Genomic DNA, 14185 nt, shown 5'->3' with positions numbered 1-14185 from the left:
GTTATAGTAGTAGGTACAACACGCAAGTTTCAATTTCCCACCAAGGAGCACAAATGCTTTCTACCTTACTTGTTGGATTTGGTTTTTCAGCCCAGACCTTTCATCTGCCATTTCTCAACTATCTACCAGACTTCGTTGTTGATGGGGTGGTATCTTCAAAACCTGACTTGGTAAATGCAGCGCTGCCTGACGCTACTGTGTATACATCCTTAGAAGAAGCGCTGGAAAAGCACACTTTTGACTTGGTGGTGATCACAACGCCAAATCACCTTCATGCACCTCAAGCTAAACTTGCTCTTGAATATAACTGTCATGTATTAGTCGAGAAGCCATTTACCTTAAGCACAGCCGACGCAGAAGCGCTTGTTAGTCTGGCAAAGTCTAAAAATCGCAAGCTTTGTGTTTACCACAATAGACGCTTTGATGGCGACTTTCTTACGCTTAAGAAGCTTATGGCAGCAGGAACCTTGGGAGATGTTAAGCGATTTGAAAGTCGATTCGACCGCTTTCGTCCTACACCGCGTAATCGTTGGCGAGAGAATGCCGGGCCGGGCAGCGGTATTTTCTGGGATCTTGGCCCTCATCTTATAGACCAGGCTCTACAGCTATTTGGTGAGCCTAAAGCAGTATCAGCTGATATCGTTACACTTCGCGAGGGTGGTCAATCAGATGACTGTTTTGATATTACGCTTCACTACGAAGATAAGATGATAAAACTCGGCAGTTCTGCCTTTCAAGGCGGCGCTACATTGCGCTTTGATGTGCAGGGAACAAAAGCTAGCTATCGTAAATTCTATTTAGATCCACAAGAAGACCAGTTAAGGGCTGCGTTGCCGTTCACAGATGAAAAATGGGCCGTGACACCACATGAAGAACACGGTGAGCTGGGTAATGAGGCAACTCAGAAGAAAGTCCCCACTCTTGATGGTCAGTATCTCACTTTCTTCAAAGAACTTGCGAAGGCCGTTGCAGGCAATGCTTCTTTGCCAGCAGATGCAAACAGTGTGGTTGCTGTAATTCGAACAATAGAGCTGGCCATTGAAGCAAATGCTGCACAGGCAAAATTGATGTATAAATAAACAAAACGCTTGATCAAAGTTTCGTAATAACATAGCATGCTTTCGAAATATAATTCATAGCTTTCGTTTTGAAAGTTATGCGTGTTTGCCACCTACTGTGAATATAACTATTAACCGAGCGGAACGAGAACAATTGAGAAGTAGTAAGTCAGTTGATGTGCGACGTCAGGCAATAGTGACGTGGATAAACCAGCACGGCCACACGCAGGTGGAGGCCTTAGCGGCACAATTTAATACATCTGAAGTTACTATAAGAAAAGACTTAGCGGCCCTTGACGCGCAGGGGTTAATAATTAGACAGTTCGGTGGTGCGGTACCGGCAGTTGCAAAGCACAATGTACCCGACGCGTTATCCCCAAAAACAGGCAATGTCATATCATCGCTTTCTCATATCGGTGAGTGTGCAGCATCGCTGGTTAAGCCTGGTAGCAAACTTGTTATCGATTGCGGCTCAACAACTTCAACAATCCTTCCTTTTTTATCACAGATTGGTGGTTTGGTAGTGATGACCAATGCACTGTCGACAGCGAACTACCTTACACAATGTGAGAAAGAGCCTACTGTGCTGATGACAGGCGGTACGTGGGATGCACAATCGCAGTCATTTCAAGGCGCCATGGCTGAACAATTGGTTAACGCCTATAGTTTTGATATTGCTTTTATTGGCGCTGCAGGTATTGATGTCAATCGCGGGACAACCACGTTTAACGAACTAACAGGTGTAACTCGTGCCATGGCTCAAGCCGCCAGTAAGGTCGTTGTAATGGCAAGTTCGAAGAAACTAACTCATAAAATGCCCAATCTCGAACTAGGTTGGGACACTATTTCAGTTTTGATCACTGACGAGGGTATCAGTGCTCAAGATAAACAAAACATTGAAGAACAGGGCGTTGCGGTAATGATTGCTGCGCTTAATGGAGAATAATTATGTGTGGAATTGTAGGCGCTGTTGCCGAACGTAATGTAGTAGAAATTCTACTAGAAGGACTTAAACGCCTTGAGTACCGTGGGTATGACTCGGCTGGTGTGGCATTGTTGCAGCAAGATGGCACGCTAAAACGCATTCGTCGTACAGGCAAAGTACAAGAACTGGCTGACGCCGTAGCACAAGAAGACGCGCTAGGTGGTACGGGTATCGCGCATACACGCTGGGCAACACACGGTGGTGTTACTGAAGCGAATGCTCACCCTCATTTCTCAACTGACCGCGTGGCAGTAGTGCACAACGGTATCATTGAAAACTACGTAACACTAAAAGCGCAGCTTGCTGATAAAGGGTACACCTTTACCAGTGACACAGATACAGAAACCATTGCGCACACCGTTCACGAAGAATTGAAATCAGGTAAAACACTTTTAAACGCGGTACAAAGCGCAGTTAAAACCTTTCACGGTGCTTATGGCACAGTGATAATGGACAAAGAAGATCCAAGTCGCGTGGTAGTGGCGCGCTCTGGCAGCCCATTAGTCATTGGTTTGGGCCTAGGTGAGAACTTTATCGCATCTGACCAAATGGCATTATTGCCAGTAACTCGCCGCTTTATCTTTTTAGAAGAGGGCGATGTAGCTGAAATCACGCGTCGCGACGTAAGTATCTTTGATAAAGATGGCGCACCTGTAGAGCGTGAAGTTATTGAATCGAATATTGAGCACGATGCGGGTGATAAAGCGGGCTACCGTCACTACATGCTTAAAGAAATTCACGAACAACCTACCGTTGTACGCAATGCACTTCAAAATCGTATAGACGAGAACGGCCTAATGCCTGGCGTATTTGGTGAAGGCGCGGCAGATATCTTTAGCAAAGTAAAACACGTTCAAATTATTGCTTGTGGTACAAGTTATCATGCGGGCATGACTGCGCGTTACTGGCTTGAGCAATACGCGAATGTATCGTGTAACGTAGAAATTGCGTCTGAGTTTCGCTACCGCAAGTCTGTGGTTCACCCAAACAGTTTGCTTATTACCATATCTCAGTCAGGTGAAACGGCAGATACATTGGCAGCACTACGTCTTGCAAAAGAATTGGGCTACATGTCGAGCCTGACCATTTGTAACGTACCTGGCTCATCGCTTGTACGCGAATCTGACCTTGCCTTTATGACACGCGCTGGCGCTGAAATTGGTGTAGCTTCAACCAAAGCCTTCACTACGCAGTTAACGGCATTCTTGATGCTAACCTTAGCACTTGGCAAAGAGAACGGCATGGCCGAATCTGATGCTAAAGGTATTGTTTCTGCGCTTCATAGCCTACCTGCAAAGCTAGAAGAAACCTTGGCTATCACAGGTGGTATTGAAGACCTAGCCGAAGAGTTTGCTGACAAAAACCATAGTTTATTCTTAGGTCGTGGTGACCAGTATCCTATTGCAATGGAAGGCGCGCTTAAGCTTAAAGAGATCTCTTACATTCACGCTGAAGCCTACGCGTCTGGTGAGTTAAAGCACGGTCCACTTGCACTTATTGATGATGAGATGCCAGTTATCGTAGTGGCGCCTAACAACGAGCTACTTGAAAAGCTTAAATCTAACGTTGAAGAAGTACGCGCTCGTGGCGGCATCATGTATGTATTTGCAGATAAAGACGCTGCCTTTGCGGGTGATGAAACTATGCGTGTTATTGATGTGCCGCATTGTGAAGAGCCTATTGCGCCAATTATTTACACATTGCCACTACAGCTATTGTCTTACTATGTTGCTTTGATTAAAGGCACCGATGTAGACCAACCGCGTAACCTGGCAAAATCGGTAACGGTTGAGTAAGTGTTTTTTGGTTTGCAGACCGTCAATAATGTTAAAAAGTAAATAAAAAACGGGGCAGTGAAATGCCCCGTTTTTTTTAATCTTTCAACACACTCTAAGTTTTTACTTTTCTCTAGAAACCCATAAGTGTAGTAAGTCAACGCCGATAGTAGCCGCTGCTAACGCAGTGATATCACTTTGATCGTATGAGGGTGCAACTTCCACCACGTCCATACCCACCAAGTTAATGCCCCGTAACCCCTGAAGAATTCGAAGTACCTTGTCTGTCGATAAACCACCACACACTGGCGTGCCAGTACCCGGTGCAAACGCGGGGTCGAGGCAGTCGATGTCAAACGTTAAGTAAACCGGCAAGTCACCAATAGTATGTTTAATCTGTTCAACAATATCGTGTGGTGCCATATCATTGGCTTGCATGGCATTGATTACCGTGAAGCCGTGATTCTCCTGTGTATAGTTTGTGCGAATACCAATTTGTATAGATTTTTCTTTGTCAATTAACCCTTCATTTGGGGCGTGATAAAACATAGTGCCATGGTCGAATCGACTGCCATTGCTATACGTATCGGTATGGGCATCGAAATGAACTAGCGCCATTTTGCCAAATTTTTTCGCGTGTGAACGCAGCAATGGCAAAGTAACAAAGTGATCGCCGCCAAAACAAAGCAGGGTTTTGCCGGATGCTAAAATCTCGTCAGCCGCCATTTCAACGCGGGCGCAAAACTCTTCGCTATCTCCGGCAGAGAAGACTAAATCACCGGCATCACAAACGTGACACTGTTCTGCTAACTTAAAATCCCACGGAAACCGTTGACCTTCCCACGCTAAGTTGATTGACGCTTGACGAATTGCATCTGGCCCCATGCGAGCACCTGAACGACCCGAGGTTGCCATATCAAATGGCAATCCTAAAATCACGACATCGGCAGCTCCCTTAGTTGGATCTTGCGTTAATGGCGCGCGCAAAAATGTCATTGCATTTGAGTAAATAGAGTTATCAACTTGATTGAACACGCTACTGGTTAAAATAGACATTAAAAGTCCTCAAAATAAACATAACCATTTAAAACTAACACTAGCTCACTACAGATTGTTTCACATTCATTTTTGATTTAACGAAAGGTGTACATAGTCATTCCGTTATCGTGCTTTAAAAAACGCAGAGTAAAGCTCAGTTATTGTATTAAGTCTATGAAAATTATTTTCTACAAAGCGAGTTTAAGTCATTACGTGTGCTCACCTTGCTACAGGTGTGTATTAACCGTCTCGATTATTTCACTGGCGTGTGGGTGGTGCTTCGACACGATGATGTACACAGGTAACTGCATCAGTAAATCAGTGGTTAACGCATCGCCGTAATCTGTTTGCTGGTCGGTTAAGTAGGTTAAAAAATAGGGCAGCTTATCTAATTCAACTAGGCGTACTCCTTGAGAAAATGTCTTTACGTCATAGCGTTTTGAAAGCGGGTGTTGGGCCTGTAAGTAGCGCTCAATAAAAGTAAAACTATTTTCAGATAAAGCGGCGTAGGCCACGGTGCTAATTTGTTCGATTTGCGTGACGGGCGTTGTATCGTGCTTGCGTATAGCACTTAAGTTTATGAAATACAGAGGCTTGTTGCTGACATAAAATGTTTTATGTAAAGCCTTTGTGGGACTTACCGCGGTACTAATGTCATAACGTCCGGCATGCAGGTTATCGATGCCCCTATTTAATGAATCAAAAGCAAACGCTAGCGAGTATGGTGTATTGGCAAATAAGTGCTGCGCTTTTTCAACGGCAATGCCGCTGGCAACGCCATCTTTTGATACAAATTCAAAGGGCGGCTGGTTTGTATAAAAATACGTAATGGTTTGCGGTAGTGTGTTTTCTTGAGAGGTAGCCTTGGCAAGGCTATGTGTAGCGAGCGCTCCCAGTATTACGAACTTTACTAACCAAATAACTTTCGGCATTGCACTCTCATACTTCTATAGCTGTCAAACACTCCTTTTACGATTTCCTTCGAGTGTTAGGTGAATGTCTGTTGTGCTCCAACATTCAAACTAACGGTTTGCCTTAATTATAGTGCAAAACACGAATCTCGCTTTTTTCATCATTCTTAACTATCAAAAGCTTTGTGTGCCGCGCCTTTCAGACTAAAGAGGCATACAGCATTATTGTGTACCGTGGTAATGTGCAACAAGTGGCATTACCAGTAAAACGTTTACAAAATGCACGTGTGCAATCAATATACTGAGTAGAGTGGCAAGCGCGTAAAATCTTTACAGTACCTCGGTGAAAAGCAAGGTCGCGCTAACCTGTTTAAGCTTTTGTAAGAAAGAGCAGTAGTAACTGCTCGCATCGTTTTGCAGTACACATTTAGGAAGCTGATGCTATATCGATTGGTTTTGTTTTTTTTACTAGTGCTAAGTTCGTTAGGGCTTTCACAGCAAAGCCATGCCCATAATCACCATATCGTCTTAACCCCTTCAATTGAATCTATTGATCCAACCCGAGACATCCTGTTTTATGCAGATGAGGCGGGAACACTTTCTGTTAACGATGTAAAGGCCCTAAGTGCAGGTCAATGGTCTGAAATTCCCGATGGCAACCCAAATTTTGGCTTTACTGATAATACGATATGGCTGAGTTTACGAGCGGTAAATAGCAGCGACAAGCCACTGCCTTTATACTTACATATTGACTATGCATTACTGGATAATATCGAGTTCTTTGCTTATTCCACCGAGCAGAAAGAGACAAATACGCCCAGTGATTATTACGCATTAGGTGACCTTAAGCCGTTTGCCGAGCGCCCTGTTGACCATCCTACATTTGTCATGCCGTTTGGCTTAGCACCTTACGAGTCAAAAGATATCTATCTGCGGATAGCGACGCAAGGTACATTACAAACGCCTATTTCTATTTGGCAGCGCGAAGCGTTTTTACAGCATTCAAAAGACGTGGCGTTTCTTTATGGGTACTTCTTAGGTGCTTTGCTCATTATGAGCGCCTATTACTTGTGTTTGTCGGTAATAGTCAAAGACAAAACGTACCTGCTATACAGTATCTATATAACGTGTATGGCAGGTGTTCATGGTTCGCTAGATGGCTATACCTATAAGTGGTTTTGGCCGTTTGCCACACAGTGGCATCAAGTGTCGTCGCTGGCCTTTATCTCTGTTGGTATTACCGTTACTATTTTCTTTACCCGTGCATTGCTGCAACCTCCCAAGACGAGTTTACTCAACGGTTTTACCAAAACTATTGGTCTAATCGCCTGCGTTTCAGCCATAGCCACGTTGTTCTTACCTTACCATTTAGCAGCACCACTCAATGCGGGTATGACCGTAGTTGTGATGTCTAGCGTGTTTATTACTTGCATTGCAATGCTGAAGTATAGCCCACGTATTGCGCAGTTTTTCTGCTGGGCGTGGTCTGCTTATTTTGCGGGAATCATTGCAAAATCACTGACCAAAATGGGCGTTTTACCTTCAACATTTATTACGGAATACGGCGGGAATATTGGCGCGCTTGTTGGCATTGTCATTATCGCTTTGGCGCTGGCCGATCGCATCAATACTGAGAAGCGAAAACGAGAGAAAGCGCAGCAAGAGTCTATTGATAATTTAAGGCGTTTTGAAACCCTTTATGAAAATGCCCTTGAGGGGATCTTTACGTTGTCAGAGCGAGGTGATTTGCTAGGGGCAAATCCAGCCTTCTTAGATATTGTTGGGTTGGACAGCGTTGAAGGTTATGACGGCAACTGGTTGACGTTAGATGGCTACGTAATGGAGTTTAAGGATTATATTGCCTTGATTGAAGCCATTAAAACGAAAGGTCAAGTGCTCGATCACGAGACAAAAATGACGAATAAACAAGGTGCCTATATTTGGGTGACAATTTCAGCGCGCTTGGTGAGCGAAAAAGGTGACAATAAAATTGAAGGTACGCTCATTGATATTAGCGAGAGAAAGGCCTTTGAACAGCAACTACAGCACCTTGCTGAACATGATCCCCTTACCGGTTTCTATAATCGTCGTGCATTTGAAACTAAAACTTCAGATTTGCTAAATCGGGTAAAGCACAACGAAGACAAAGCGTGCGTGCTCTATCTTGACTTAGACCAGTTTAAAATAGTTAACGACCTTTGTGGGCATACTGCCGGTGATCTTCTGCTGCAAAAGTTAAGCAAGCGCCTACAGGAAGAGGTGCGAAAACTTGGTGATGACCAATTTATTGCAAGGCTAGGGGGAGATGAATTTGGTATTTTGCTGAGTAATTCGAGTCTGCGAACAGGGCAGCGCGCCGCAGAGAAAATTCGCCAGTCGGTGGAGCAATTCTTATTTTTGTGGGAAGGCAAGCGCTATACCGTAGGCGTTAGTATCGGCTTGGTGGAACTATTGCCATATCACCTTTCGGTAGAGCAAGTCCTCGTGATGGCTGACACTGCATGTTACATGGCAAAAGATCGTGGGCGAAATCGCGTTCATGTATTTGTAGAAAGCGATCAGGACATGCAATTTCGTCAGTTAGAAATGCAATGGGTCAATACCATTAAAGAAGCGCTGGAAAAAGACCAGTTTTTCTTGGTAGCGCAAAACATTCAAAGCAAAGCCCCAGGTCCACATCAACATCATTACGAAATATTGCTTAGGTTAATGAACACGAATGGGAATCTGTGCTCACCGGGACAATTTCTTCCCGCTGCCGAGCGTTACAATTTAATGCCCAATATCGATCGCTGGGTAATTAAAGCCTATTTCTCTTGGCTAAGTGAAAACCCTGAGCATTTGGCACAGCTAGATTGTGCAAGTATCAATTTAAGTACACACAGTATTGGCGATAAGTTTTTTGCCAATTATCTCATAGACGCGTTTGAACGATACGCCATTCCAGCTGAAAAAATATGTTTTGAAATAACAGAAGGCATGGCAATTATTCATCTCGACAATACTCAGGCATTCATTGAGCGATTTAGGGAGCTAGGGTGCCGGTTTGCGCTCGACGACTTCGGTACAGGCTTTTCATCTTACGCCTATCTTAAAGACTTGCAGGTGGACTATCTGAAAATTGATGGTGTGTTTGTAAACAATATTTGCGACGACGAAATAAGCCTTGCGATGGTGAAGTCGATAAGTGAAGTTGCAAAGGCCATTGGCATAGAAACCATAGCTGAGTTTGTAGAAGATGAAGCAACGCTCAATAAGCTTTCTGAAATAGGTATTGACTATTTTCAAGGCTATCACGTGCACAAACCCAGCCGATTAGACGCGAACGTATTTCACCTCGTTTAGCGCCTGAAATGTACCAAAGGCACGGCTAAAATTGATAGCGATAAAAAAGCCCGATAGCAGCTGTAGCACTACTATCGGGAAAAACGCAATACACGAGAATTGCGCCAGTAAGAGCTAAATTGAGATTGCAAAACAACTAACAAACACAATACCTGATAGTAGGAACTCGTTATCAAACACTGTGTTTTTAGCGCTAGTAGCTCACAAAAAACACCAAGAAAGACGGAATTCAGTGGATCTTTCTTAGTACTCAATCGCATTGAAAGAAGCGAACTTGCGGGTAACAGAGGACACTGTTGAACGCACAAATACAACGCTACTCTCTAAGCAATGCAAATGTTACTGGCATTAAGATCAGAAAATGTACCCAGCGTACAAAGATTCATACTCATCGTCCTCACCGCGTTCGTCCCCTCTCAGGCCATCCCTGACTTTACACGTTAAAAACGAACAACTTTGTTCGATTTCGAACTGTTGAATTAAAAAGCCCCAAACTGAAAATTCGTAAGCGTATGTAATTTATTGCTTTTTATGATTGGCACGCCTTTTTCTTACGTTTATTGAAAATAGAAAATGGTAGAGCACCATGAAAATTGAAATCTCGCAAAAAAAGTCTAATCGCCGGTGGTATGCACTTGGTCTTGTAGTGGTTACTTTTCTTAGTCTGGCCTTTGTTTTTAATCAGGAAGAAACACTTGTGGTGTCAGCAAATGAGATTGATGTACTACAGGTCGAGCAAGGCAACGTTGATTTGTATAGTCAGGCCTTTGGAGAGCTGTTTTCCGAACAAGAGCGTTTACTCACTTCTCAGGCATCTGGAAAAGTAGCCGAAATCTACTTGCGGCCAGGGGCGCAGGTCGAGCCCGATACCGTAATATTGTCGCTGGCAAACCCAGAGTTAGACCGTGCACATCAGTCTGCACTTGGTGACTACAATGCACAAATAGTGCAGTTGGAATCTTTTGATTTAGAACAGCAAAATGAGCGCTTAGACTATCAAAGCCGTATTGCCGATATTGAAGCTGCGCTAGAGCGCGCCAGACTTGAACTAGACGTTAATAAGCAGCTTTCAGAACGTGGCGTGTCAGCAAAGCTTGAAATACAGCGCGCAGAGCTTGTTGTAAAACAAGAAGCTAAGAAACTCGCGTTCGAACGTGAAAAATATCAGCACTTTCTCAAAGTACAGGCCTTTCAATTAAAGCAACGTCAAATAGAGTTGGAACAACTTCACCAGCAAGTGGTTTTACTTCAGCATCAGCTCGACGATATGCAAGTAAAAGCAGGTATACACGGCACATTACAAAGCCTTGATGTTGAGATTGGTGAAACTTTACCTCAAGGGTCTGTATTAGGGCGTGTAGGCTCAGTAGATAAACTGCTGGCACGCCTTCGTATACCGCAACATCAAGCTGACCAAATCACCGTAGGTGCGCCCGTTGAACTGACGACCAGAAAAGGCCTGATCACTGGCGAAATTAATTTGATTGAGTCTGTCGTAAATAACGGGGTTGTTATTGCCGAGGTCCGCCTTACCAGTGACTTACCCGCCGATGCTAGACCGTTAGCCCCCGTAACTGGGCAAATATTTATGAAAACTCAACATAACGCACTGTATGTGCCGCAACTGGCCGGACTACGCCCTCTATCGCAACTAGAGCGATTTGTGATGAAAGAGGGTGAGAGTCAGGCGACTAAAAAACACATTCAATTAGGTGATTTAACCAAAGGTAAGCTCATTATTCAGTCTGGTGTAGACGTGAATGATCGCTTCGTATCACAAATGCAGGACGCTTGGACTGCACATAACAAAATGACAATTAGACAAGAGGGATAAATGATGGGAAATAATATCGTCGTCAGTATGGATAGTATTCACAAAAAGTACATTGGTTCAGAAATTGAGACACATGCATTACAAGGAATTTCTCTTGATATCTATAGTGGAGAATTTGTTGCTATTACCGGACCATCGGGCTGCGGGAAATCTACATTACTTACTATTATGGGGTTATTAGATAGCGCAACAGAAGGCACCTACCAAATTAGTGATATTGACACCAAAGGGCTAAGCGTAGATCAGAGAACGCAGGTTAGAAATCAGCATATTGGCTATGTATTTCAATCGTTTAATCTTATCGACAGCATGACGGTGTTTGAGAATGTGGCGCTTCCTTTGGAGCATAGGGGAGAAAAGCCCGAAGCCATTAAGGATGCAGTGGTTGAAGCGCTTGATAAGGTGGGTATGCAACACCGAATTAACTACAAGCCCAACCAATTGTCAGGTGGTCAACAGCAACGTGTAGCGATTGCCAGAGCGCTAGTAGGCAAACCAGATTTAATCCTTGTTGATGAGCCTACAGGTAACCTAGATACCAAAAATGGTGATGCCGTAATGAAGCTGCTCATGGAGCTGAATCAGCAAGGTTCTACCATAGTGATGGTGACTCACGATAGTCGGTACAGTGGTTTGGTACACAGACAAATACAACTGCTCGATGGCAAGATCGTGGGTGAAAAACAAGTCAACTTCGTTCGTGAGCAGGGGGTCGCATGAGGTTGTATATCAATGCATTTAAGCAAGGTATAGCAAGAGTATTTACGCTGCCTCGCTTGAGCTTACCATTAATATCGACACTGGGATTAACGCTTGCAGCGGTACTTACCGTGGTGGCGGTAGCGAATACATTGCTGTTTAAGCCCTTGCCGGATGTCAACGAAACAGACTTACATCAGGTTGAGTTGCAATTAGAATTCAACGAAGGGTTAATTGTTCCGTTTTTTAGCGATTTGCGCCGCGTGGCGTCGGCTAAAAATTACTGGGGTAATGATCTTGAATGGGCCTATATTTCGCCAGGGAACACCACTATTGATGTGGCTAACAGCGATATCAATGTAACTACCTTTAATGCATCAACAGGATCGCCAGAGGTGCTTGGATTAGCTCTACTCAATGGCCAGGGTAGTAATATTGAAAATGCCGAGGAAGGCGTGTGGATTTCAAAAAGCTTGTGGGAATCAGCGTATAGTAGCGCGACGGATATGACCCATATGACATTGCGTCTTGAAGGCAACGACTATCCCATATTCGGCGTATTTGATAATTACACGAGTTTAAATACCGCAAGCTTAACTGGCGATACAGCCGAGCAGGTTTGGCGCTTTCAAAAGCTAGAGCAGAGTTTGGCGCAGCCAGATACCATTACGTTGAATATTGGTCCCATCACCGTTGTTCGCGGGCCTAAAAGTGACCTGCCGCAACCCAGTGACCTAGAAAACTGGTTTGTCGATTATGCCAACAACGAAATTACCATCGACCGCGCCAGAGAGTTTTTACTAAGTAAGAAAACCGTGGGTGAAGTGTCAAGTTACCGAGATGCGTTTATCGGTGACAGTGAGCAACTCGTGTTTGTCTTAATTATCGCCATGGTGAGTCTGCTTATTATGGCATGCCTTAACTTACTCAATATGTTTATTGCCCACTATCAAAGTCGCAGTAAAGAATTTGCAATTCAAATGTGCATGGGGTCTTCAGTTGGCAAGCTTCGTCGACTTATCTTTGTTGAGAATCTGCCCATGTTTTTGATGGCCACATTACTTGGCTTACTAGCGGCAGGCTGGTTAATTGAAGTACTCCCCGTTCTTGCGGGCGACAATTTACCACTGTTGGACCAAATTTCAGTGGATGTCAGTAGCGTAATACTCGCCCTTATTTTTATCGTTTTTATTAACGTAGCGTTTGCCACTATCGCATTGTTGTATGTCGATAAGATGACCTTAACGGACAGTCTCAATTCAAGTGGTAAGGGCACGCCAGCTCAGCAGAATCAAACCATAAGCAAGGCACTGATGGTCGTGCAGCTGTCATTTGCGTGCGTATTACTCACTGCTGCAAGTGTGTCAGTTAAAGATAGCTACAACAATGCATACAGAAACTTAGGTTACAGCATGCCCAATGCATATGAAGTTAGTATGGCTGTAGCGGATGATACATGGCGTACATCACTTGAAGAGTTTGATAACTACCAGGGCAGCGAATGGCAGCAACTGCGCCAAGCGTTAACTGAGCGTCTATCTGCTTTAGACGGTGAGGTGTTTGACATTAATGCACTTCCGCTGACGGGTAATGTGTCAATGAGTGCCTATCCTGATCCAGATTCTGGCGACTCCGTCATGATCCGTCCTATGATGTGGGCCCCTGGTGTATTTGATGCATTTGAAATCCCGGTAATTGCAGGGCGTGATTTAAACCTTGATGATGTTGGCCTGCCTAATATTCTTATTTCTCAATCATTTGCTATTGAACGTGCAGGTGAAGCCAACTGGATGTCTATGGTGGGTAAAGAAATAAAAATGGGTGACACTGCCGATGACATTTTTAAGGTAGTTGGCATCGTACATGATATTGACCCAATGCCGTCAGGTACGCTTAATGTTGATGCGCCAGAGGTGTACTTTAGTAGCCCGACAAGAATGAACTTCAATACGCTATCGGCAGTGATTATCATGCCTGATGGAGAATCGTTGAACCTCGAAAGCGTTGCAAACCTTGTCAACGGTCTTGACCCACGATTAGGCGAGTTACGTGTCGATTCAATGAGCGAGCGTTGGGAGTCAGTAACGCAAGCAACTCGCCTTAACATGTTAGTTGTGGCAGGTTTGGCCTTGTTAACACTGGTACTGGCGGTCATCGGTGTGTCTGGCCTGAGCCAAATGACGGCAGGTCAACGCAGTTATGAACTGGCAGTCAGAATGGCTACAGGTGCAAAACAAGCGCGCTTATTACAGTTGCTGATGAAAGAGTCACTGTGGATGTTAATCATTGGTTTAAGTCTAGGCGCAATTGCTGGAGTGTTAGCTTATCAATATATGTTAGGCTTATTTGAAAATGCACCGTCTCTGGATTGGAGTGCGACAATAGGTATCAATGTGCTTCTTACATTCGCCATGCTGGCATCGGTTGCTATTCCCGGATGGCGAATTATACGCAAAGATCCAATGCGGACCTTGCGAGAGCTATAGATAGTAGTGAGCGCATAAACTACACAAAGCCCCTGTCCCCAAAGACTGGGGCTT

9 protein-coding genes are annotated in these 14185 nt (G+C 44.3%); 7 read left to right on the top strand and 2 right to left on the bottom strand.

All coding sequences use genetic code 11. The features are described from left to right. The first annotated feature begins 53 nt into the window (after positions 1-53). From JN178_RS18940 to glmS, 3 genes are all read left to right on the top strand, one after another. Positions 54-1079, top strand: a complete 1026-nt coding sequence (locus JN178_RS18940) for a Gfo/Idh/MocA family oxidoreductase (RefSeq protein WP_202262849.1) — start codon at positions 54-56, stop codon at positions 1077-1079. Between the two features lie 133 nt (positions 1080-1212). Next, complete coding sequence (locus JN178_RS18935; RefSeq protein ID WP_202262848.1) at positions 1213-2004, top strand: DeoR/GlpR family DNA-binding transcription regulator; 792 nt, start codon at positions 1213-1215, stop codon at positions 2002-2004. A gap of 2 nt (positions 2005-2006) precedes the next feature. Beyond that, positions 2007-3839: a glutamine--fructose-6-phosphate transaminase (isomerizing) gene (gene glmS / locus JN178_RS18930; RefSeq protein WP_202262847.1), complete on the top strand. Its 1833-nt coding sequence runs from the start codon at positions 2007-2009 to the stop codon at positions 3837-3839. Positions 3840-3941: 102 nt separating this feature from the next. Here the strand turns inward: glmS and speB are convergent, their stop codons facing one another. Both speB and JN178_RS18920 read right to left on the bottom strand, forming a co-directional pair. Beyond that, a complete protein-coding gene (speB, locus tag JN178_RS18925) occupies positions 3942-4874 on the bottom strand; it encodes an agmatinase (protein ID WP_202262846.1) in 933 nt (310 codons plus the stop codon). A 209-nt stretch (positions 4875-5083) separates the two neighbouring features. Then, positions 5084-5788: a substrate-binding periplasmic protein gene (locus JN178_RS18920; protein WP_202262845.1), complete on the bottom strand. Its 705-nt coding sequence runs from the start codon at positions 5786-5788 to the stop codon at positions 5084-5086. 435 nt (positions 5789-6223) lie between these two features. Here JN178_RS18920 and JN178_RS18915 point away from each other — a divergent pair, with 435 nt between their 5' ends. From JN178_RS18915 to JN178_RS18900, 4 genes are all read left to right on the top strand, one after another. Then, positions 6224-9112 carry an EAL domain-containing protein gene (locus JN178_RS18915; RefSeq protein ID WP_202262844.1) on the top strand — a complete coding sequence of 963 codons (2889 nt, stop codon included), beginning with the start codon at positions 6224-6226 and terminating at the stop codon, positions 9110-9112. Between the two features lie 586 nt (positions 9113-9698). Further along, on the top strand, positions 9699-10946 hold the full coding sequence (locus JN178_RS18910) for an efflux RND transporter periplasmic adaptor subunit (protein ID WP_202262843.1): 1248 nt from the start codon (positions 9699-9701) through the stop codon (positions 10944-10946). Between the two features lie 3 nt (positions 10947-10949). Continuing rightward, the gene (locus JN178_RS18905; protein WP_202266139.1) at positions 10950-11666 is read left to right on the top strand and encodes an ABC transporter ATP-binding protein; all 717 of its coding nucleotides are present in this window, start codon (positions 10950-10952) and stop codon (positions 11664-11666) included. Continuing rightward, entirely contained in the window at positions 11663-14131 is a 2469-nt protein-coding gene (locus tag JN178_RS18900; RefSeq protein ID WP_202262842.1) for an FtsX-like permease family protein, read from the top strand. Before JN178_RS18905 ends, JN178_RS18900 begins: the two co-directional genes overlap by 4 nt. Positions 14132-14185 lie beyond the last annotated feature (54 nt).

The organism is Alteromonas sp. KC3, from assembly GCF_016756315.1.
Classification (GTDB): Bacteria; Pseudomonadota; Gammaproteobacteria; order Enterobacterales; family Alteromonadaceae; genus Alteromonas.
This window is presented reverse-complemented; position numbering and strand designations above follow the sequence as displayed.

Bases quoted from the DNA above. Each gene is read 5' to 3' on its own strand.
- speB (WP_202262846.1), bottom strand. From the start codon at position 4,874: ATGTCTATTTTAACCAGTAGCGTGTTCAATCAAGTTGATAACTCTATT.
- JN178_RS18910 (WP_202262843.1), top strand. From the start codon at position 9,699: ATGAAAATTGAAATCTCGCAAAAAAAGTCTAATCGCCGGTGGTATGCA.
- JN178_RS18905 (WP_202266139.1), top strand. From the start codon at position 10,950: ATGGGAAATAATATCGTCGTCAGTATGGATAGTATTCACAAAAAGTAC.
- JN178_RS18940 (WP_202262849.1), top strand. From the start codon at position 54: ATGCTTTCTACCTTACTTGTTGGATTTGGTTTTTCAGCCCAGACCTTT.
- JN178_RS18920 (WP_202262845.1), bottom strand. From the start codon at position 5,788: ATGCCGAAAGTTATTTGGTTAGTAAAGTTCGTAATACTGGGAGCGCTC.
- JN178_RS18900 (WP_202262842.1), top strand. From the start codon at position 11,663: ATGAGGTTGTATATCAATGCATTTAAGCAAGGTATAGCAAGAGTATTT.
- glmS (WP_202262847.1), top strand. From the start codon at position 2,007: ATGTGTGGAATTGTAGGCGCTGTTGCCGAACGTAATGTAGTAGAAATT.